18 protein-coding genes are annotated in these 19,018 nt (G+C 66.8%); 4 read left to right on the top strand and 14 right to left on the bottom strand.

Annotated features, from left to right (window positions below):
* Positions 1 to 6: 6 nt before the first annotated feature.
* The 9 genes from NJQ44_RS05360 to NJQ44_RS05320 form a co-directional block, all read right to left on the bottom strand.
* Entirely contained in the window at positions 7 to 624 is a 618-nt protein-coding gene (locus tag NJQ44_RS05360; RefSeq protein WP_254273650.1) for an NfeD family protein, read from the bottom strand.
* A gap of 25 nt (positions 625 to 649) precedes the next feature.
* Complete coding sequence (locus NJQ44_RS05355) at positions 650 to 1,003, bottom strand: DUF7312 domain-containing protein (protein ID WP_254273649.1); 354 nt, start codon at positions 1,001 to 1,003, stop codon at positions 650 to 652.
* Positions 1,004 to 1,044: 41 nt separating this feature from the next.
* On the bottom strand, positions 1,045 to 3,204 hold the full coding sequence (metG, locus tag NJQ44_RS05350) for a methionine--tRNA ligase (protein ID WP_254273648.1): 2,160 nt from the start codon (positions 3,202 to 3,204) through the stop codon (positions 1,045 to 1,047).
* A gap of 44 nt (positions 3,205 to 3,248) precedes the next feature.
* The gene (locus tag NJQ44_RS05345) at positions 3,249 to 3,827 is read right to left on the bottom strand and encodes a YqaA family protein (protein WP_431357792.1); all 579 of its coding nucleotides are present in this window, start codon (positions 3,825 to 3,827) and stop codon (positions 3,249 to 3,251) included.
* 100 nt (positions 3,828 to 3,927) lie between these two features.
* On the bottom strand, positions 3,928 to 4,980 hold the full coding sequence (mfnA, locus tag NJQ44_RS05340; RefSeq protein WP_254274313.1) for a tyrosine decarboxylase MfnA: 1,053 nt from the start codon (positions 4,978 to 4,980) through the stop codon (positions 3,928 to 3,930).
* A 50-nt stretch (positions 4,981 to 5,030) separates the two neighbouring features.
* Entirely contained in the window at positions 5,031 to 5,933 is a 903-nt protein-coding gene (locus NJQ44_RS05335) for an RAD55 family ATPase (protein ID WP_254273647.1), read from the bottom strand.
* A gap of 58 nt (positions 5,934 to 5,991) precedes the next feature.
* Positions 5,992 to 8,298 (bottom strand): phosphoenolpyruvate synthase, encoded by a 2,307-nt coding sequence (ppsA, locus tag NJQ44_RS05330; protein ID WP_254273646.1) that lies wholly within the window; start codon positions 8,296 to 8,298, stop codon positions 5,992 to 5,994.
* Positions 8,299 to 8,388: 90 nt separating this feature from the next.
* Positions 8,389 to 9,297 carry a PhzF family phenazine biosynthesis protein gene (locus NJQ44_RS05325; RefSeq protein WP_254273645.1) on the bottom strand — a complete coding sequence of 303 codons (909 nt, stop codon included), beginning with the start codon at positions 9,295 to 9,297 and terminating at the stop codon, positions 8,389 to 8,391.
* A gap of 40 nt (positions 9,298 to 9,337) precedes the next feature.
* Positions 9,338 to 9,757: a hypothetical protein gene (locus tag NJQ44_RS05320; RefSeq protein WP_254273644.1), complete on the bottom strand. Its 420-nt coding sequence runs from the start codon at positions 9,755 to 9,757 to the stop codon at positions 9,338 to 9,340.
* A gap of 198 nt (positions 9,758 to 9,955) precedes the next feature.
* Between NJQ44_RS05320 and NJQ44_RS05315 the strand changes: the two genes are divergently transcribed.
* Both NJQ44_RS05315 and NJQ44_RS05310 read left to right on the top strand, forming a co-directional pair.
* Positions 9,956 to 10,651 carry a phosphoribosyltransferase gene (locus NJQ44_RS05315; RefSeq protein ID WP_254273643.1) on the top strand — a complete coding sequence of 232 codons (696 nt, stop codon included), beginning with the start codon at positions 9,956 to 9,958 and terminating at the stop codon, positions 10,649 to 10,651.
* A gap of 223 nt (positions 10,652 to 10,874) precedes the next feature.
* On the top strand, positions 10,875 to 11,576 hold the full coding sequence (locus NJQ44_RS05310) for an SDR family NAD(P)-dependent oxidoreductase (protein ID WP_254273642.1): 702 nt from the start codon (positions 10,875 to 10,877) through the stop codon (positions 11,574 to 11,576).
* On the opposite strand, the gene NJQ44_RS05305 is transcribed toward NJQ44_RS05310, so the two are convergent.
* Positions 11,573 to 11,845 carry a hypothetical protein gene (locus NJQ44_RS05305; RefSeq protein WP_254273641.1) on the bottom strand — a complete coding sequence of 91 codons (273 nt, stop codon included), beginning with the start codon at positions 11,843 to 11,845 and terminating at the stop codon, positions 11,573 to 11,575. The two genes, NJQ44_RS05310 and NJQ44_RS05305, sit on opposite strands and share 4 nt — an antisense overlap.
* Positions 11,846 to 11,926: 81 nt before the next feature.
* Between NJQ44_RS05305 and NJQ44_RS05300 the strand changes: the two genes are divergently transcribed.
* Complete coding sequence (locus tag NJQ44_RS05300) at positions 11,927 to 12,160, top strand: DUF7576 family protein (protein ID WP_254273640.1); 234 nt, start codon at positions 11,927 to 11,929, stop codon at positions 12,158 to 12,160.
* Positions 12,161 to 12,208: 48 nt separating this feature from the next.
* A complete protein-coding gene (locus NJQ44_RS05295) occupies positions 12,209 to 12,859 on the top strand; it encodes a DUF6663 family protein (protein ID WP_254273639.1) in 651 nt (216 codons plus the stop codon).
* On the opposite strand, the gene NJQ44_RS05290 is transcribed toward NJQ44_RS05295, so the two are convergent.
* The 4 genes from NJQ44_RS05290 to NJQ44_RS05275 all read right to left on the bottom strand — a co-directional run bounded on the left by NJQ44_RS05290 (position 12,856) and on the right by NJQ44_RS05275 (position 19,016).
* Entirely contained in the window at positions 12,856 to 13,962 is a 1,107-nt protein-coding gene (locus NJQ44_RS05290) for a site-2 protease family protein (RefSeq protein ID WP_254273638.1), read from the bottom strand. The genes NJQ44_RS05295 and NJQ44_RS05290 overlap by 4 nt on opposite strands.
* A gap of 56 nt (positions 13,963 to 14,018) precedes the next feature.
* Positions 14,019 to 14,975 (bottom strand): segregation/condensation protein A, encoded by a 957-nt coding sequence (locus NJQ44_RS05285; RefSeq protein ID WP_254273637.1) that lies wholly within the window; start codon positions 14,973 to 14,975, stop codon positions 14,019 to 14,021.
* Between the two features lie 77 nt (positions 14,976 to 15,052).
* The gene (smc, locus tag NJQ44_RS05280; protein ID WP_254273636.1) at positions 15,053 to 18,640 is read right to left on the bottom strand and encodes a chromosome segregation protein SMC; all 3,588 of its coding nucleotides are present in this window, start codon (positions 18,638 to 18,640) and stop codon (positions 15,053 to 15,055) included.
* A 19-nt stretch (positions 18,641 to 18,659) separates the two neighbouring features.
* Complete coding sequence (locus NJQ44_RS05275; RefSeq protein WP_254273635.1) at positions 18,660 to 19,016, bottom strand: DUF7518 family protein; 357 nt, start codon at positions 19,014 to 19,016, stop codon at positions 18,660 to 18,662.
* Positions 19,017 to 19,018: the final 2 nt, after the last annotated feature.

Below are 19,018 nucleotides of genomic sequence, written 5' to 3'. Positions count from 1 at the left end.
GCACGGCTACGCCCGCTCTGATTCCGTGTCGCGCTCCGCCTCCTCGCTCGCCGCGCGGTCGCGCTCCAGCGCCCGGTCGATGTCGTCGCCCGCCGCGTCCACCGATTCGACAGTGATGACGTTCCCGCCACCGGGGTCGACGACCATCACTTCGGTGCCTTCCTCGATGACACCGTCGACGCTCCGGGCCTGATAGTAGGGATTGAAGCCGCCGTCTTCGAGTTTGACCTCGCCCGACGACCGCGTGACGCGTTCGGTAACGGTGCCGAACTGGCCTTGGAGGGAACTCGAACTGAGCGTCTGGCCGCGTTCGCCCCCGGCGAAGTCGAGTTTTCGGTACCCCCACAGCGTCGCCCCCGTGGTCGCGAGGACGACGACGGCGAGGATGATGGGCGCGAAGATACCCAGACTCGCCGGGATGAACAACCCGACGAGTCCGGCCGTCAGCAGCGCGATACCGAGGACGAAGAAGTGAGTCCCCGGCGCGAACGCCTCGGCCGCGACGAGGCCCGCACCGGCGAGAAACAGCAGTAGAGAGAGCGAGAGGCTGAACAGCGGGTCGACCTGCGCGGGCGAGAGCGCGGGAGTCAGCGCGAACGTGAGCGACCCCGGAGGGACTGCCATACCCGAACCTACGGTGTCGGCGGGATTAAGTGTCGGGGTCCGTCCGCGAGAAGATGCCGTAACAGACAGCGGTTCCGACCGCCACGGCGGCGGTGATGGCCGCGAGCGTCTCCGGAGCGTAGATGACGGGGCCGACGAACATCTGTCCGATGGCGAGCGTCGCGACGTAGACGCCGACGGCGACGAACAGGACGTTCTCGGGCGTCGGCGTCTGCGGTTTCACGTCGAGGTCCGGGGCGAACGACCCGGCGACCGCGCCCTCCTCGGACGGGTCGGCCGTATCGGGCTCTTCGACCTGAATCACGTCGGCCTCCGTGGCGTACTCGTACGCGTCGACGAAATCGTCTTCCTCCGTCTGGTCGCTCCCGTCGGCTACCATGAACACAGGTACGGGCGGCGACTACAAAAAAGACCGCAACGCTACTGGACGCGGGTCCCCAGCGGCGCGTCCTCGTGTGTGGTCAGCAGGTCCGCCTCGTCCCCCGCCGCGAGGACCATCCCGTTGGACTCGATACCGAACAGTTCCGCCTTCTCCATGTTGGCCAGCAGGATGACCCGCGTGCCCGGCAGGTCGTCGATTTGGTGGAGTTCCGCGAGACCGGCGACCACCTGCCGGACCTCGTGGCCGATGTCGACCTCCAGACGGAGGAGTTTATCCGCGCCGTCGACCGGTTCGGCGGCGACGATTTCGCCGACGCGCATGTCGACGCCCTGGAAATCCTCGAAGCCGATGCGGTCCTCGACCAACGGTTCGAGGTCGGCGGCGTCCGCATCGCCGCTCTCGTCGTCCGCGTCGCCGCTCTCGTCGTCCTCGCCGCCGCTCTCGTCGTCCGCGTCGTCCTCACTCGCGGCCTCGACTCGGTTCTGTAGTTCCGCGTTGAGGTCTTCGATGTGGTCGTCCTCGACCTGTTCGAACAGTTCCTCGGGCGCGTCGAACTCGGCCGGTGGCGCTTCCAGCGCGGCGTCGAGCGATACGTCCGCGACGGAGCCTTCCTCGTTGAGTTGGCCCCACAACCGTTCGGCTTTCCCGGGCAGAACGGGTTGCATGACGACGGCGACGGCCTTGGTCAACTGGACGCAGTCGCGGATGACCTGTTCCGCTCGCTCGGGGTCGTCGTCGACGAGGTTCCACGGTTCGTTGCGCTGGATGTACTCGTTGCCGAAGTTCGAGAGTTCGATTGCCACGTCCGCGAGGGTGCGCACGTCGTACTCGCGCACGGCGGCCTCGAACCCGTCGAGCGCGTCCTCGATACGGTCGCGCACGTCGTCGCTGACGGCGGCCTCGGGCGTCCCGTCGTAGTTGCGCTCGGCGAACAGCAGCGAGCGGTAGATGAAGTTGCCGACGTTACCGACGAGTTCGCCGTTGACGCGCTCTTGGAAGCGGTTCCACGAGAAGTCCACGTCCGTCTCCAAGCCCGCGCCGGTCGCGATGTAGTAGCGGAACAGGTCGGGGTGGAAGCCCGCGTCGAGGTACTCGTCGGCCCACACCGCCCGATTCCGGGAGGTCGAGAGCGCCTTCCCGTCGATGCCGACGAACCCGGTGGCGAGGATGGTCCGCGGTTCGTTGTACCCCGCGCCCCGCAGCATCGCGGGCCAGAAGACGGCGTGATGCTGGATGATGTCCCGGCCGATGACGTGAATTATCTCGCCGCCCTCGTCGGTCCACGAGTCGTCCCACTCGGTCCCGTGGCGCGTCTCGCCGTCGAACTTCCAGACCTGCTCCCAGTCGTACTCCTCGCTCCCGACGCGTTCGGAGTACTGCTTGGTGGAGGCGACGTACTCGATGGGGGCGTCGACCCAGACGTACAGGACGAGGTCCTCCCCGTCGCCGTCCTCGCCCGGATAGTCGATGCCCCAGTCCATGTCCCGCGTGATACAGAGGTCCTGCAGTTCGCCCTCGACCCACTCGCGGGGCTGATTCTGCGCGTTGTCCGTCCCCTCGATGCGGTCGAGGAAGCCCTGGAGGTACTCCTGGAAGTCCGCAAGCCGCAGGAACTTGTGTTCGCGGGTGCGGTACTCGGCGGGGTTCCCCGTGATGGTGCTGACCGGGTCCTCGATTTCGCCGGGTTCGAGGTGGCGCTGACACCCCTCGTCGCACTCGTCGCCGCGGGCCTTCTCGCCGCAGTACGGGCACGTGCCCTCGACGAAGCGGTCGGGGAGCGGTTGGTCCTCCTCGGTGTCCCACGCGACTTCGATTTCCTGCTCCTGGATGTGGCCCTCGTCAATCCACGACCGGACGAACTCCTGTGTGAGTTCGGTGTTCGTCTCGTCGTCGGTGTGGCCGTAGTTGTCGAACTCGACGTTGAACTGCGGGAACGTCTCCGCGTACGTCTCGTGGTACTGGAGGGCGAACTCGCGGGGTTCGACGCCCTCTTTCGCGGCGTTGACGGCGACGGGCGTGCCGTGCATGTCCGACCCGCAGACGAAGGCGGTCTGCTGGCCGATGCGTCGCAGGCCCCGCGAGAGGGCGTCCCCGTCGACGTACGTCCGCAGGTGGCCGACGTGCAGGTCGCCGTTGGCGTAGGGCAACCCGCAAGTGACCACCGCCGGTCGGTCCGTGGGGAACTCGTCGTGGCTCATACCTACCCGTGAACCGCCGACGGGTCAAAAGGGGGTTGGTTTCCTCACAGCAGGGCCAGCGTGCCGCCCGCGAGGCCGAGAGTCACTATCAAGCGGCCCGCACTGCCCGCGAAGGTGGCCGCGCCGAACCGGAGATAGTCCTCTTCGAGGACGGTGAAGGCGTAGATGGAGAGCGTGTCCGGGAAGAAGGGGACACACAGCGCCAGCGCGAGGCCGACGTAGCCGTACTTCTTCGCGAGTTTGATGGTGTTCTTCTCGGACCACGCGATGATGTCGAACCGCGAGCGCTGTATCCAGCGGACGAGCGGGCCGTACTCCTTGGCCTCTTGGCCGATGTGGAAGGCGAAGAGGCTCCCGACGGCCTTCCCGAACGCGCTGACGATGACGATGGCCACGATGTTCCCCGTCGTCGACAGCCCCAAGCGGAGCGACTCGGCCGGGACGAGGACGACTTCGCTCGGGAGGGGGAGGACGAAGGCGATGAGGAACGAGTACACCGCGATGATGGCCAGCCCCGTCGGGCCAGTCGCGGTACAGACGGCCTCCTCTAACAGCGCGAGCGAGTCGCCCGCGGTCGTACAGTCGCCGACGAACGACACCAGTATCGGGAGGGAGGCCACCAAGTCCACACCACTCCTATCCTACAGGGCGAAGTAAATCTTGGTATGTTCTCTCAGGAGTGCTACCGAGAGGCCGCCAGTTCGCTCTCGGTCGCAGCGACGCTCAGTACCAGTCGAGGTCCGCCACGAACGACCGCAGCATCGACCGCGTGACGTGGGGCATACAGACGACGCGCATCTCTCCGGACCCCGTCTTCGAGACGCGCCAGCCCCGGTCGCGGAGTTCGTCGGTCATCGGCACCGAGAGGTCGGCGGCGACGAGGGGCAGTTCCGGGCCGACCACGTCGTGACCGCGGGCGTCGAGTTGGTCGGCCAGCCATCGCGCGTTGTCCATCGACACCTCGTACTGTTCGCGGTAGCCGCCGGGCCACAGCGCGTCCATCGCGGCGACGGCGGAGGCGACGCCCGCGCCCGACCGGGTGCCCGTCAGCGTCAACTGGCTCGTCGACTCCAGATAGGGCGTCTCGACGGCCAGTTCGTCCAACAGCGTCTCGTCGCGGGCGAGGAGGCCGCCCGCCGGAACCGCCGCCTGCCCGACCTTGTGGGGGTCGATGGTCATCGTGTCCACGTCGGCGTGGCCGAAGTGCCAGTCGTGGGCCGTGAAGGGCAGATAGAACCCGCCCCACGCGGCGTCGACGTGACAGATGGCGTCGGCCTCGGCCGCGAGGTCAGCGATGGCCGGAATCGGGTCGACGAACCCGTACTCGGTCGACCCGGCGACGCCGACGACACAGACCGTGTCCTCGTCTATCAGTTCGGCCATCGCGTCGGTGTTGACGCGGTAGTCCTCCGCGGGCGCGGTCCGCAACTCGACGCCGAGAACGTCCGCGGCTTTCGTGAACGAAAAGTGCGCGTGGACCGGTGCGACGACGTTCGGGTCGTCGGTGTCGGCCCGGTTGCGGGCGATGCGAATCGCTTGGATGTTGGCCTCCGTCCCGCCCGAAGCGACGTACCCCGCGGGGTCCGTGAGGCCGGTCAGTTCGCCGAGGGAGTCGACGGCCTCGCGTTCGAGTTCGGCCACCGTGTCGTAGGTGCCGGGGTCGCCGGGGTTGGTGGCGAGGAATCGCTCGGCCGCCTCGCGGGCCGCGGGATGTGGGACGGTACACATCGAGGAGAGGACGCGGTCGAAATCCTGTGGCTCGGCCCGCTGGAGCATTCTATCGGCACTCATGTGTGCAAACCGTTTAGCCGTTTTGCTCGGGGACGCTACCAGTTCGACGGGCCGATTTTCTTCGTGGCCTTCGCGCGGAACCCCGTCGGCCCGACTTGCGACTCGAACACCATCTGCTGTTCCGTATCCAGCGCGCCCCCGAAAGAGCCAACCCGCATCGTCCGGTACGTCTCGAACCCCTTGTCGTTGGAGTAGAAGTAGACGGACCCGTGAAGCAGGCCGTGAATCCGGTCGTCTTGCCGGACCGCGCCAGCGGGCCGGTCGAGTTTGACGTAGGCGACGTTGCCCCAGTTGACCACCGCCTCGCGCAAGCCCATCAGGAACGCGATGACCCGGCCCTGCGAGAGGCCGAACTCTCCGGCGCGTTGGAGGTCGGTCAGCGAGTCGACCACGACGATGTCGTCTTCGGCCTCGATGATGCGCTCGCTCAGGTCGTTCAACAACGCTTGAAACGTCTCGTCGTCCGGTTCCGTCGCGTCGGGTTCGTCGTCGGGTTGCTCGATGTCGGGGGAGTTCCGGCGGGCGCGAAACAGCGCCGGTGGTACCGGGAGCAGTTCCATGAACCGCTGGGAGAAGTCCGCGACGGTGAGGTTCTCCGTGAGCGCCTCGAACTGGTAGCCGTCCAGCACGGCGTCGAGTTCGCTGTAGAGGTGTTCGCGGTCGTGCGAGAGCGTGATGTAGGTCACCGAGGACGGAATCGCCTCGCTCCGCCGAGCGAGGCCGTTGGGGACGAGGTCCGGGTCGTGCTTGGCGAGCATCAGCGTCGCGAGACTCGTGTAGGCGAAGGCGTCGCCGCCCGCGTCCGAGGCCCCCGCGAGCAAGACGGCGCTTCCGGTTGGAATCCCGCGAACGGCCCCGTCCAGCCCCGGGACACCGAAGGGGATGTACGACACCGCGCTACTGATGCTCTTCGCGTCCGAACCGGATAGCCCACCCATACATCCGGCAAGCGAAAACGAGGCAAAAAGTGTACCGGCTACCGCGGTCCGCCGGGCGTCAGCGGACCGATTCGAGGAGGAGTCGCTGTTCGACCCGCTTGACCTCGTGTTGCACGTCGCGGACCGCGTCGATGTTCGCGGAGATGGAAGTGACGCCCTCGTCGACGAGGAACTGGACCATCTCGGGTTTCGAGGCGGCCTGTCCGCAGATGCTCGTCGCCACGTCGTATTCGCGGCACGTCCCGATGACCCGACTCATCAGGTCTAACACGGCCGGGTGGAGTTCGTCGAAGCGACCGGCGACGTTGCCGTTGTTGCGGTCGACGGCCAGCGTGTACTGGGTGAGGTCGTTCGTGCCGAAGGAGACGAAGTCCAGTCCCGTCTCACAGAGGTCCTCGATGCAGAGGGCGCTGGCGGGCGTCTCGACCATCACGCCCCAGTCGCGCTTCTCGGGGTCGATGCCGACCTCCTGCATCAAGGACTTCGCCCGGAGTACGTCCTCGGCGTCGGTCACCAGCGGCAACATCAGTTCGACGTTGTCGTAGCCGAGTTCGTACAGGCGCTCGAACGCCCGGAGTTCGAGTTTGAACTCGCCGGGACGGTCCAGCGACCGTCGGATGCCCCGATACCCGAGCATCGGGTTGTGCTCGCTGGGTTCGTCCTCCCCGCCCTGCAACTGCCGGAACTCGTCGGAGGGGGCGTCGAGCGTGCGGACGCGAACCGGGCGCGGGTAGAACGCGTCGGCGACGGCCCGGACGCCGTCGACGATTTCATCGATGTAGGCGCGTTCGCCGTGGTCCTCGACGTAGCAGGCGGGCGTCTTGTCCGTCGAGAGAATCATGTGTTCGATGCGGAGCAAGCCGACGCCGTCCGCTCCCGTCGCCGCGGCGCGTTCGGCCGCCTCGGGGATGGAGACGTTGACCTTGACCTCGGTCCCGGTCATCGGCTTGACCGGGGAGTGGGCCTGTGGCTGCTGGGCCGTCTGCCCGGCCGGTTCCTCGGCCTCGCTCTCGGTGTCTGCGATTTCGGTCCCCTGCTCGACGGTCCCCATGTCGCCGTCGATGGTGACCGTCTGGCCGTCCCGGAGTCGGTCGGTAGCGTCGTCCGCCCCGACGACGGCCGGGACCCCGAGTTCGCGCGAGACGATAGCGGCGTGACTGGTCATGCCGCCTTGGTCGGTGACGATGCCCGCGGCGCGCTTCATCGCGGGGACCATGTCGGGCGTCGTCATCTCGGTGACGATGATGTCGCCCTCCTCGACCTTGTCGAGGTTGTCCAGTTTCGTCACGATGCGGACCTCGCCGGTCGCCTTGCCGGGACTGGACCCGATACCCGAGAGGCGCACGTCGTCGCTCTGGGACTGCATCGACCCGCCGTCGGCGACGCCGGAGTCGCTCGACCGGTCGGCCGTCGCGGTGGTGTCGACGCTCTCGTCGATGGTCGTGATGGGGCGGGACTGGAGGAGGTACACCTCGTCCTCGAAGATGGCCCACTCCACGTCCTGTGGCGTGCCGTAGTGGTCCTGGACGCGTTCACCGACTTCGACGAGGCGGTGAATCTCCTCGGCGGACAGGACGCGTTCGGTCCGCTTCTCCTCGGGGACCGACCGTTCGACGGTCTCGCCGTCGTCGCCGCGGACGCACATCACCTTCTTCTCGGCGACGGTTACCTCGTCTATCTCGCCGCTCTCGCGGTCGACGACGTAGTTGTCCGGCGATACAGCGCCGGAGACCACGGCCTCGCCGAGGCCCCACGCCGCTTCGAGGATGGCCGTCGGCGCGCCGGTCGAGGGATGGCTGGTGAACATGACGCCGGACTTCTCGGCGTCGACCATCTGCTGGACGACGACGGCGATGTCCACCGAGGCGTCGTCGAATCCCTGTTCGTTGCGGTAGTAGATGGCCCGCTGGGTGAACAGCGATGCCCAACACTCCTTGACTCGCTGGAGGAGGTCCGCCCGCGAGACGTTCAGATAGGTGTCCTGTTGGCCCGCGAACGAGGCGTCGGGGAGGTCTTCGGCCGTCGCCGAGGACCGCACCGCCACGTCCATATCGCCCATCTCGTCGTAGGCCGCGAGCAGTTCCTCGCGGACCGACTGCGGAACGTCCGTTTCGAGGATGAGCTCCTGTGCGCGCTCCGCCGCCCCCGCGAGGGCGTGGGAGTCGTCGCTGTCGACATCGACGACGTCGAACAGTTCGTCGTCGATGCCGCTTACTTCGATGAACGACCGGTAGGTGTCGGCGGTCACCACGAACGCCGACGGGACGGGCAGGCCCGCCGCGGTCAGTTCTCCGAGAGACGCCGCCTTGCCGCCGACCCGGTCCAGGTCGTCGGCACCGATTTCGTCGAGCCACAATGTTGGCATTGACTCGTGTTCTGGTACACTAACTAATATTATGGACCTTTCGGCCGCGGCACGTTCGGGGGGTCGTTCACTCGAATCCGAAAGAACGACCTACGCCTCGATGATGCCGTCTTCGTCGTCGTCGGCCGCGGGGACCGTCAGCGTCCCGTCCATCGTCGTCACGCCGCGGCCGCCGACCCACACGTCGGACCCGTCCGTATCGACTTTGACCGTCCCCGGTCGGTCGATGAAGTGTCCCTGTTCGACGACCACCTGCTCGACTGTCTCGTCGATGGCCCCGTGTCGACGGATGAACGCGCCGCAGGCCGCCGCGCCCGTCCCGGTGACCGGGTCCTCGGTGATGCCCGCCCGCGGCGCGAACGCCCGAGCGTGGAGCGTCGACTCCCCCGCGATGGTGTCGAAGGTGAACGCGTAGACGCCCATCGCGTCGACGGATTCGCACATCGCGGCGATGGCCGCCATATCGGGGGCCGCGCCGCTCAGGTGCTCGAAGTAGTTGACCGGGACCAACAGCCACGGGAACCCGCTGTCCCCGACGGCCATCGGGAGGTCCGCACCCACGTCCCGGAGCGTCGCCACGTCGACGCCGAGGGCGTCGGCGGCCGTCTCGTGCCCGAGGTCGACTTCCCGGAGGTCGACGCTCCCGTGGTCCATCCAGACGGTCCCGTCGGCCTTCGTCTCCACGTCGAGGACGCCCCGTTCCGTCGCCATCGTGTGCTGGCCCGTCTCGACGACCCCTCGCTCGAACAGGGCGGCGTGCGCGCCGATAGTGGCGTGCCCGCAGAGGTCCACCTCCTGTTCCGGTGTAAAGAAGCGCAGTCGGCGGTCGGCGTCGTCGCTGTCGACGACGAACGCCGTCTCGCTGGCCCCCAGTTCGCTCGCGATAGCCCGCATCTGGTCGTCGGTCAGTCCGTCGGCGTCCGTCACGACCCCCGCCGGGTTGCCCGTCAGCGGTTCCGCAGTGAACGCGTCGACGAGCGACACCTGTCGCGTCTCCATGCCGCAGTGTTCGACAACCCCCCGGATAACAGTTGCTGGACTACAGCGTCTGTCGGCCCCTCGCGACGAAGGTGTGCGTCACGTTCTCGCCGTCGATGAGCAGTCGGTACTCCGACTCGCCGCCGGTCTTCTCGAAGTTCGTTATCCGGCCGTCGATGACGTAGGCGTCGCCCGACTGGTCCCCGGCGTACCCGGTGACGGTCACCGTCCCGTCCCCGTTGTCGGTGATGTGGTCGCTGTCTTCGCTTGTAAAGCGCGCATCGTCGGCGGGGGCCACCGTGCCGTTGACCGTGAACGTGTAGGTGAACTCGGCGTCCGCCGTGGTCGATTCGACGACGAGGGTTCCGTCGTCGACTGACTGGGCCGCGCCCATCATCGGGAACAGGCCGATACCCGTCGTTCCCGCGACGATGAGCGCCGAGAGGAGGAGCAATCCAGCGTGGGTCCGGGCCGCTTTCATACGCGGGCCATGCGAGACGGGATAGTTAGTTAGACACCACATTTCCGCGGCGGCGACGACCGGCCGCGAGTAAGCCGAGCCAACCGCCCAGACGGGGGAGGGGAGCGACGCCGCCGACCGGTCTTCTCACGGTCCGAACACCACCGACCCATCGCTGAGTCCTGAAACGGTTAAGTCCGCGCACCGACGCCTCCCTGTATGGGCGAGTTATCGGACGAGTTCCCCTGCACCATCACCAACTGGGAGTACATCTACGGCCTCTGCCGCGACGTGGCCGACGACGTGAAAGCCGCCGAGTTCGAACCCGACGTGGTCGTCGCGCTGGCGCGCGGCGGGTGGTTCGGCGGCCGCTGTCTGTGTGACTTCCTCGGACTGGACGACCTCGCGTCGCTGAAGGTCGAACACTACGTGGGAACCGCCCAGAAGGGCGGCGAACCCGAGGTCCGCTACCCGTTGGCCGACGGGGCCGTCGCGGGCAAGGACGTACTGGTCGTCGACGACATCGCCGACACCGGCCAGTCTATCGAGACGGCCGCCGAATGCGTCCGGGACCGCGACCCCGCGAGCGTCCGCACCGCGACGCTCCAACTGCTCCAGACCAGCGAGCACGAACCGGACTTCGTCGGCGAGCGACTCGACGAGTGGGCGTGGGTCGTCTACCCGTGGAACTTCGTCGAGGACATGATAGAATTGATCGGCGGCGTCATGGAGAAGAGCGACCGACAGGTTCACACGGAGGAGGACGTTCGCGCCCTGCTCACCGACTACCACGACGTGAGCCACACCGAGATGGAGATAGCCCAACCGGGCCGCCTCGACGAAGTGATGAACGAGATGGTCCGACGCGACGAGGCGGTCGCTACCGACGACGGCTGGCGACTCGCGGGCGATTGAACGCCAGGGCTCTCAGCGACGACGCCGCCGCCCGTCGTCGCGGACGTACTCGAGCGCGGTGAGGAATTTCTCCGTATCGACGCGGTCCTCGGACTCTTCGAGCCGTTCGCGTATCTTTGTCGGAGTCATGAGCTGTGCTAGCATACAACTCTACAATCCATAGTTCTTTCCAATCTGGTAACAAAATAGCACACTCTTCCCAGTGGAAGCCGTATGTCCCCACATGTCACGAACCGCAGTTATCGCTGGCGTCGGTCCCGGTCTCGGTGCGTCGCTCGCCCGCAAATTCGTCACCGAAGGGTGTCAGGTCGCGCTCTTTGCCCGCACAGACGCCTACATCGACGCCCTCGCGGCCGAACTCGGCGAGAACGCCGTCGCCGTCCCGACGGACATCACCGACCGCGAGGCGGTCGCCGCCGGGTTCGAAGCAGTTCGGGACGCGTTCGGTCCGGTCGACGTTCTCGTCGTCAACGCCAGCGGCGGCGCGTGGAAGGGACTCACGGACATCTCGCACGCGGAGTTCGAGTCGGCCCTCGCCGTCGGCGTCGAGGGCGGCCTCCACTGCTCGCAGGAAGCCGTCTCGGACATGCTGGCGGGCGACGGCGGCACCGTCGTCTTCACCGGGGCGACTTCGGCCGTCCGCGGCCGGGGCGGCGCTATCGGATTCAGCGCCGCGAAGTTCGCCGTCCGCGGGATGGCCGAGTCGATGGCCCGCGAACTCGGCCCGGAGGGGATTCACGTCGCCCACGTCGTCGTCGACGGCCAAATCCTGCCGTCCGAGTCCGGAGAGACCGACCCCGGCCGCGGCGAGGAGACGTACTTAGACCCGGACGACATCGCCGCGTCGTACTGGCACCTCGTCGAACAGGACCGCTCGGCGTGGACGCTCGAACTGGACCTCCGGCCCCACGTCGAGGAGTTCTAGTCGTCGCCCTCGACCGGTCGCTGTTCGTGGAGGTCGAACCACTCTCTCAGCGGCCCCCGAATCCCGTCGACGGTGACTGTCACGTCGCCGTCGAACCGCCACTTCGCGCGCGGCGAGTCGTCGCCAAAGCGGATGGGTACGTCGACTTCGAGGTCCTCGACGGAGACGGCCAGCGCCTCCTCCCGGTCGACCGTCTCGTCCAAGAGGCGCTCGACGGCCAAGCGCAACTGTTCCGCGTCCGGTTCGGGCACGCCCGCTGACTCGCTCATACGCCCGTGTTCACGCTCCACGTATCTCTGTGTTTCCCCGTGACCAAAGGTCGATACCGGTGGCTCCCGTAGGCGCGTTCGATGGACCTCCCGACGCCGTACCACCTCGGCGGCCGCTACTACGTCGACGCAATCTCCGTCGGTCGACTGCCCGACGACGAGACGGTCCGGGACTGTCTGGTCTGCGGCGGCCACGTCTACGACGACCGCTGGCACGTCGTCGCCGACGTGCGCGACACCGGCGGCGGCCCGCGACAGCACCACCACTACTGTAGCGGCGACTGCCTGCGGGCGTGGCTCCGACTCGTGACGTAGTGCGACCGGAACCCGCGGAGTCTTACCGTCCGCCCCGCTACCGACCCCATGGAACAGCGCACCGGTCGGTTCCGGGTCTATCGCGTCGTCGAGGACGTGCCCCACGTCAACTTCTTCGACACCGACGCGACGCGCCTCTACACCGTGTATCAGTCGGGCTACGGCGACCGGCAGGCCGACGTGGACGCACTCCGTACCGGCGACCTCGTAGACGCGACGCTGGCCGGCAATCCCGACGACGCCGAGGAAGCGTGGTCAATCCAGTCGCTGAACCGCGTCGACGGCGTCCGGATGCACTTCGCCGTCGGCGCCGAGATGCCCGCCCGCGCCGAGGAGTTGTGGACCGAGGGAATGCAGCGCCCCGCGACGACCACGCTCGAAGAAGACGGCATCCCCGTCGCCGAACTCCACGTCCAACCGCGCTCACCGCTGCCCGGCGGGTCGTTCGTCCCGAGCGTCCTCACCGGTCTCCTCCCGATGGAACCGACGCTCACCGACCTGCCGACGATTCGGAAATCGGTTGCCGACGCGCTCTTTCTCGACCCCGACGCGCCCGATTCCGACGGCTACTCCCGGCCGTTCGGCGTCGCCGTCCTGTTCACCGACGCCGCCGACGCGGTGCTCGACGAGTGGTACGACCGCTACGACATCGACCCCGAGGGAGATTCCCGGCCGACCTACGACCCGTACGGCATCTAGAGCGTGATGGCGATGGGGACCGGGACGAAACACAGCAACCCGAGCACGAGCGTCAACACACCGACGGCCTGCCGCTTCGGACCGAGGGGCGTCTCGTCCAACGGCGTCGCCGTCCCCGCCCGTCCGAGCAAGAGCGTCAGGACGCCCCAGAAGCCCCACAGCGCGGCGGCCCGCCCGCTCTCGAAGACGACGAGGTAGCCCGCCAGCGCGAACAGGGCGAACGGGACGGCCGTCTGGACCGTCGCGGTTCGGTCGCCCAGCAGCGAGCGGGTGATGTGCGCGCCGTCCAGTTGTCCCACCGGCAGGAGATTCAGGAACGTGACGAACGCGCCGACCCACGCCCCGATGACGACCGGATTCGGAATCAGCGTCGGGTCGGCGTAGACGACCTGTTCGCCGAGAATCGCGGCGATACCGCGAATCAGGAGCGGGTAGCCCAGTTCGATTTGCGTGGCGACGCCGCCCGTGACGCGAATCGGGTCCAGCGAGACGCCGACAGCGGTGACCGCTATCGTGGCCGCGAGTCCCGCCAGCGGCCCGGCCACGCCGATGTCGAACAGTGCCCGTCGGTCGGGGATGTTGTCGTCCATCCGGATGACCGCCCCGAGCGTCCCGATGACGTTCAGGGGGAGCGGGATGAAATAGGGGAGACTCGCCTGCACCTCGTGGTAGCGACTCAGCGCGTAGTGGCCGAACTCGTGAACGGCGAGGATACCGAGGACGGCGGCCGCGAAGGGCCACGCCTGGAGTATCGCCGCCGGGTCGTCCACGACGGAGAGACCGTACCACCGACTGCCCGCGAACAGCGTCGAGAGCAGCGTCGCCAGCGCCAACGCGACGTTCGTCCACGGCACGCCGTCGACGCCCAGCGAGCGCTCGGTGGCGACGAGGACGTGTTCGCCCATCTCGCGCTGGAGGCGGACCCGATACCCGCGCTTGCGAAAGCGGGGTGCGACCCGCCGGAGGACTTGCTGGGACTCCGTCACCGGTTCACCGTAGTACCGTACCCCGTCCTCGGGAGTGGTGTCCACCTCGTAGACCCGAAAGGCGTCGGCGAGTCGTTCGGGGTGCGGGAGGTCCGTCGGCAACGACTGCTGGGCCATCACTTATACTAGGGACTCGACCCGTTTGAACCTGTTCGCCGCGTCGGCGCGAGAACTCAGTCCGCGACGGCTTCCTCGGACCCGCTCACGGCGTTGGGGTCCTGTATCCACAGGTCGCCGAACAAATCGTCCTGCTGGAGGCGGACCCGGCCGCGGTGGGCCAGAAAGAGCAGGCCGAGGAACGTCTCGACCCGCGAACCACCGGCCGTCTCCACCTCGCGGTAGAGGACTTCGTCGCGGCCCTTCTCGTACTGCTCGCGGACGGCCGCGTACACGTCCTCGATGACCTCGTCTATCTGCTCGGCGTGGGCCGTGCCCGTCACGTCCGCGGCCGAGGGTTCGTCGTCCAGTCGCATGTCGTCGGCCCCGCGGTAGTCCAGTTCCTGCGTGCCGCGCTGGAAGCCCTTCGGCGAGTCGCTGGTGTCGTACTCGCGGGATTCCTTCCACCACGAGTCCCGTTCGGCGTCCCGCAGGTCCCGGACGAGTTCGTCCAGCGTCTGGGGCATCCCGCGGGCGCGGCGGCGTTCGAGACGGCGGTCCATCTCCGATTCGAGCGCGCCGAACGGGTCGGGGTCCTCGATGGGCGCGTCGTCGGTCATCGCCTGCTCCCACGGTTCGGCCGGGGGTTCCTCGGGTTCGTCCTCGCCGAGCATCGCGTCGCTCTTCATCCGAATCAGGACCGAAGCGTAGAACAGCGCCCGGCCGCCGGTCCGCAGGTCGCCCTCGTCGATGCGCGCGAGAAACTTGTCCGTGACCTGCACCACGTCGATGTCCCACGGGTCGATTTCCCCGTCGTCGGCCAGTTGGACCAGCACCTCGACGGGTTCGGCCGGTTCCTCGTCGGCGTCTTGCTCGTCCTCGGGCGCGTCGGCCGCCGACTCGTCGTCGAGGAGTTCCACGTCCTCGGTGTCGGCCGCCTCGCCCCCGAACGGCGAGTCGCCGTCCATCGACCCGCCGGGCCGCTCTCTGTCCTCGTGGCCGGTGATGTCCAGCGGGATGTCGTCGTCAGTCACGGCGACTCACCCCGGTAGTCGCCTTGCTCGCGGCCTCCACCGCTCGCATCCGAGGACCGCGCTCCGCGCGCCCCTCGCTAGTCATCGGCCACCACTTCCTCGTCCTCCGAACTGTCCCCGGAGAGGTCGATACCGGTCACCGAACTCACGTTGTTACCCTGCATCATCACGCCGATAGCGCGTTCGGACCGCTCCAACAGGGCCGAGCGGTGCGAAACGACCACGAACTGCGCGTCACCCGCGAGTTCGTCGACCATCTCGCCCACGAGGTCGGCGTTCTTCGCGTCGAGGAACGCGTCGACTTCGTCCAGCGCGTAGAACGGCGCGGGGTTGTGCCGCTGGATGGCGAAGATGAACGCCAGCGCCGTCAGGGACTTCTCCCCGCCGGACATCGCCGCCAACCGTTGGATGGGTTTGTCGCCGGGTTGGGCCTTCATCGTCAGGCCGCCGTCGAACGGGTCGTCCTCGTCCTCCAGATGGAGGTGCCCCGTGCCGTTCGAGAGGCGTTCGAAGATGTCCTGAAACTGCTCGTTGATGGCGTCGAACGACTCCATGAACGTCTCCTTCTTCCGGGCCTCGTAGCTGTCGATGCGGTCCCGGATGCCCTCGGCCTCCTCGACCAAGGTCGCCATCTGCTCTTCGAGGTCCGCGAGGTCGTCCGCGACGCGGTCGTACTCGTCGATGGCCCGCATGTTGACCGGCTCTAAGGCCTCCATCTCGCCGGTGAGGCGCTCGATTTCGGCCTCGACAGTGTCGTGGTCCGGGACCTCCTCGGGGTCGTAGTCGTCGACCTGCGCTTCGAGTTCGTCGATTTCCCACGAGAGGCGCTCCTCGTCCTCGCGTTCGTCTTCCAGGTCACGTTCCACGTCGGCGACCTTCGAGCGCTGTTCGTCGCGGGCCTCCTTGGCCGCCTGCACGGACTCACGGAGGTCCTCGCGCTCGCTTTTGAGGTCCGCGAGTTCGTCTTCGAGGTCGGCGACCTCCTGTTCTTTCTCGACTTTCTGTTCGCGCTTCGCCTCGATTCGGTCTTCGAGGTCGGCGATGCGTTCTTCCTTCTCGGCCTTGCGGTTCTGTGCGGCCTCGATGTCGTCGTGCAGGCCCTCGATAGCGTCCTCGGCGTACTGCTTTTCGAGTTGGAGTTCGTTCAGTTCGGCGTCGAGGTCGTCGAGGCGGTCCTCCAGCGCGTCGATGTCCTCGCGAATGGACTCTCGTTCGTCGGTGAGCGCGGGCAGTTCGGAGTCCTGCACCTCCGCTTCGAGGGCCTCGATGTCGGTTTCGACCTCGGTGATGGCGTCGTTCTTGGCCTCGATGTCGGCCTCCAACTCGTCCATCTCGTCGGCGACCTCCTCGCGGTCGGTCGCGATGTCGTCGAGGTCCGCCTCCAGGTTCGAGATGCGCTCTTTCGCGTCCTCTAGTGCGGTCTCCTTGCGCTCGATGCTCGTCTCGATGTCCCGGACCTGTTCGGTCGCGTCCGATTCCCGGTCGCGCGCGTCGTCGAGGCGCTCCTCCACGTCGCGCAGGTCCGACCGAACGTCGGCGCGTTCGTCTTCGAGGTCGTTGATGCGTTTCGCGACCCGTTCGAGTTTCCCGGCCCCGCCGGAGAAGGAGTAGCGCGTCCCCGAGGACGACCCGCCGGTCATCGCGCCGGACTTCTCCACGAGGTCACCGTCCAGCGTCACCATCCGGTACTTGCCCATCAGGTCGCGGGCGGTGTCCATCTCGTCGACGACGACGGTGTCGCCGAGGACGTAGGCGAACACGCCCGCGTACTCGGGGTCGAAGTCGACGAGGTTGTACGCGAAGTCGACGACGCCGTCGGCGGTCGGCAGCGACGGGAGCGAGCGGTTCTGCATCTGCGTAATCGGCAGGAACGTCGCCCGACCCGCGTTGCGCGCTTTCAGGTACTCGATGCAGGACTGGCCGACGCCGTCGTCGTCGACGACGACGTGGGCGAGTCGTCCCCCGGCGGCCGTCTCACAGGCCGTGGCGTACTCGGGGTCGACACCGCCCAACTGGCCGACGGTCCCGTGGACGCCCTCGCGGTCGGCGTTCAGGATGGCCGTCACCGCGCGGCCGTACGAGGAGTCGCCGTCCTGTCCGGCCTTCGCTTCGAGTTGGGCGTACTCCTGCTGTTTGGCGCTTATCTCGTCTTCGAGGTCGTCCAAGTCCGACTGGAGTTCCCGTTTCTCCGCTCGCAGGTCGTCGACCACCTCGCCGATGGTCGCCTTGTTCTTCTGGGCCTTCTCCAGTTCGCGCTCTAAGTCCTCGATGTCGGCTTCGAGGTCGGGAATCTCCGCCTCGGCCTCCTCGATGGCCGCCCGCTTTTCGTCCTCTTCGTTGGAGCGTCGGCGGGCCTCGTCGAGCAGGCGGTCCTGCTCTCGCTGGAGGTCGTTGCGTTCGCTCTTCAACTGTTCGAGGCGGTCGCGTTTCGCTTCGAGTTCGTCCTTTATCTCCTCGAACTCCTCGCCGATGTCGTCGATTCGCTGTTGGACCTCGGCGAGTTCGGACTCCTTGCTCGCCACGTCGGCCTTGACGTTCGATTTGGCGACCTTCGTCTCGCGGATGTCGGTTTCGAGGTCGTCGATGGTCTCCTGCTTGCGGTCGATTTGGACGAACGCCTGTCGGCGCTCGTTCTCGGCGGCCTCGACGGACTCCTCGGCCGTCTCTATCTTGTCTTCGAGTCGCGAGATGTCGCCCTTTATCTCCTCGATGTCGCGTTTGATGGCGAGTTGTTCGTCCTCCCCCTTGCGCTCTATCTCCTGATTGAGTTCGTGGAGTTCGTCCTCCAGTCGGATGACCTTCCCCTGGCGCTCGTCGAGTTCCTGCTGGAGGTCCCGGAGTTCCGATTCGAGGTCGGCGATGCGGTCCTCGACGGCGTCGAGTTCCTCCCGCTTGTCTTCGAGTTCGGCGGCCTTGCGGTAGCCTTCGTACTCCTCGCGTTCGTCGCGGAGCGACTGATACTCCAAGGCCGTCTCGCGTTCGTCTTCGAGTTGGTCGAGGCGGTCCTGCTTCTCCTCCATACGGAGTTCCGCCTCGTCGATTCGCTCCTCGACGATTTCCAGTTCGTCGAAGGCGTCGGCCTTCTTCTGGTCGAACTGGGCGACCCCGGCTATCTCGTCGATAATCTCGCGACGCGACCCCGCGGTCATGTTGATGATTTCGGTCACGTCACCCTGCATGACGACGTTGTATCCTTCCGGCGTGACGCCCGCCTGCGCGAGCAAGTCCTGAATGTCCGAGAGGTTGACCGAGCGACCGTTGATGTAGTAGTAGGAGTAGTAGTTGTCCTCGGTCTCCTTGACGCGACGCTTGATGGAGATTTCGTCCACGTCGCCGACGTCTTCGGTCCCGGCGGCGTTGACCACCTGCGCTCGGCCGACGGTCCGGTCGTCGTTGGCGAGGATGACCTCGACGCTGGCCTGTCGGTCGCCGGAAACGTCCACGTCCTCGTCGGCGTGGCCCGGGTTGTAGATGAGGTCCGTCAGTTTCTCGGCGCGGATGCCCGAGGTTCGAGCGAGTCCCAACGCGAACAGGACGGCGTCGATGATGTTGGACTTGCCCGACCCGTTCGGGCCGCTGATGGTAGTGAAATCTTCGTAGAACGGAATCCGAGTCTTCCGGCCGAAACTCTTGAAATTGTCGAGGACGAGCTCTTTTATGTGCATACGGTCGTGGGCCGTCTCGCTACGCGACGATGATGTCCGACCCAGAGTCGTCGTCGGATTCGGACTCTGACTCGGACGCGGCCTCGGCCTCCTTGTCCGTGTCGTCGGCAGCCTCCGTGTTAGATGTGTCGGCACCGGGCGTCAGAATCTCGTCCTCGCCGTCGTCCTGACTCTCGGCCTCGGTGTCGGGTGTCTCCGCCACCTCTGCAGCGGCCGGAGACGGGGCGTCGGCCCCGAATCCACTTTCGTCGTCGACGGTGTTCTCCAGTTCGCGGAGTCGAACCTTACACTCGACGAGTTCGTCAGTCAGCCCCTCGACCGATGCTTGCAGTTCCTTGACCTGCGCTTCGAGTTCCTCGACGCGGTTGCCGCACATAC

The organism is Haloarcula marina, from assembly GCF_024218775.1.
Taxonomy (GTDB): Archaea; Halobacteriota; Halobacteria; order Halobacteriales; family Haloarculaceae; genus Haloarcula; species Haloarcula marina.
This window is presented reverse-complemented; position numbering and strand designations above follow the sequence as displayed.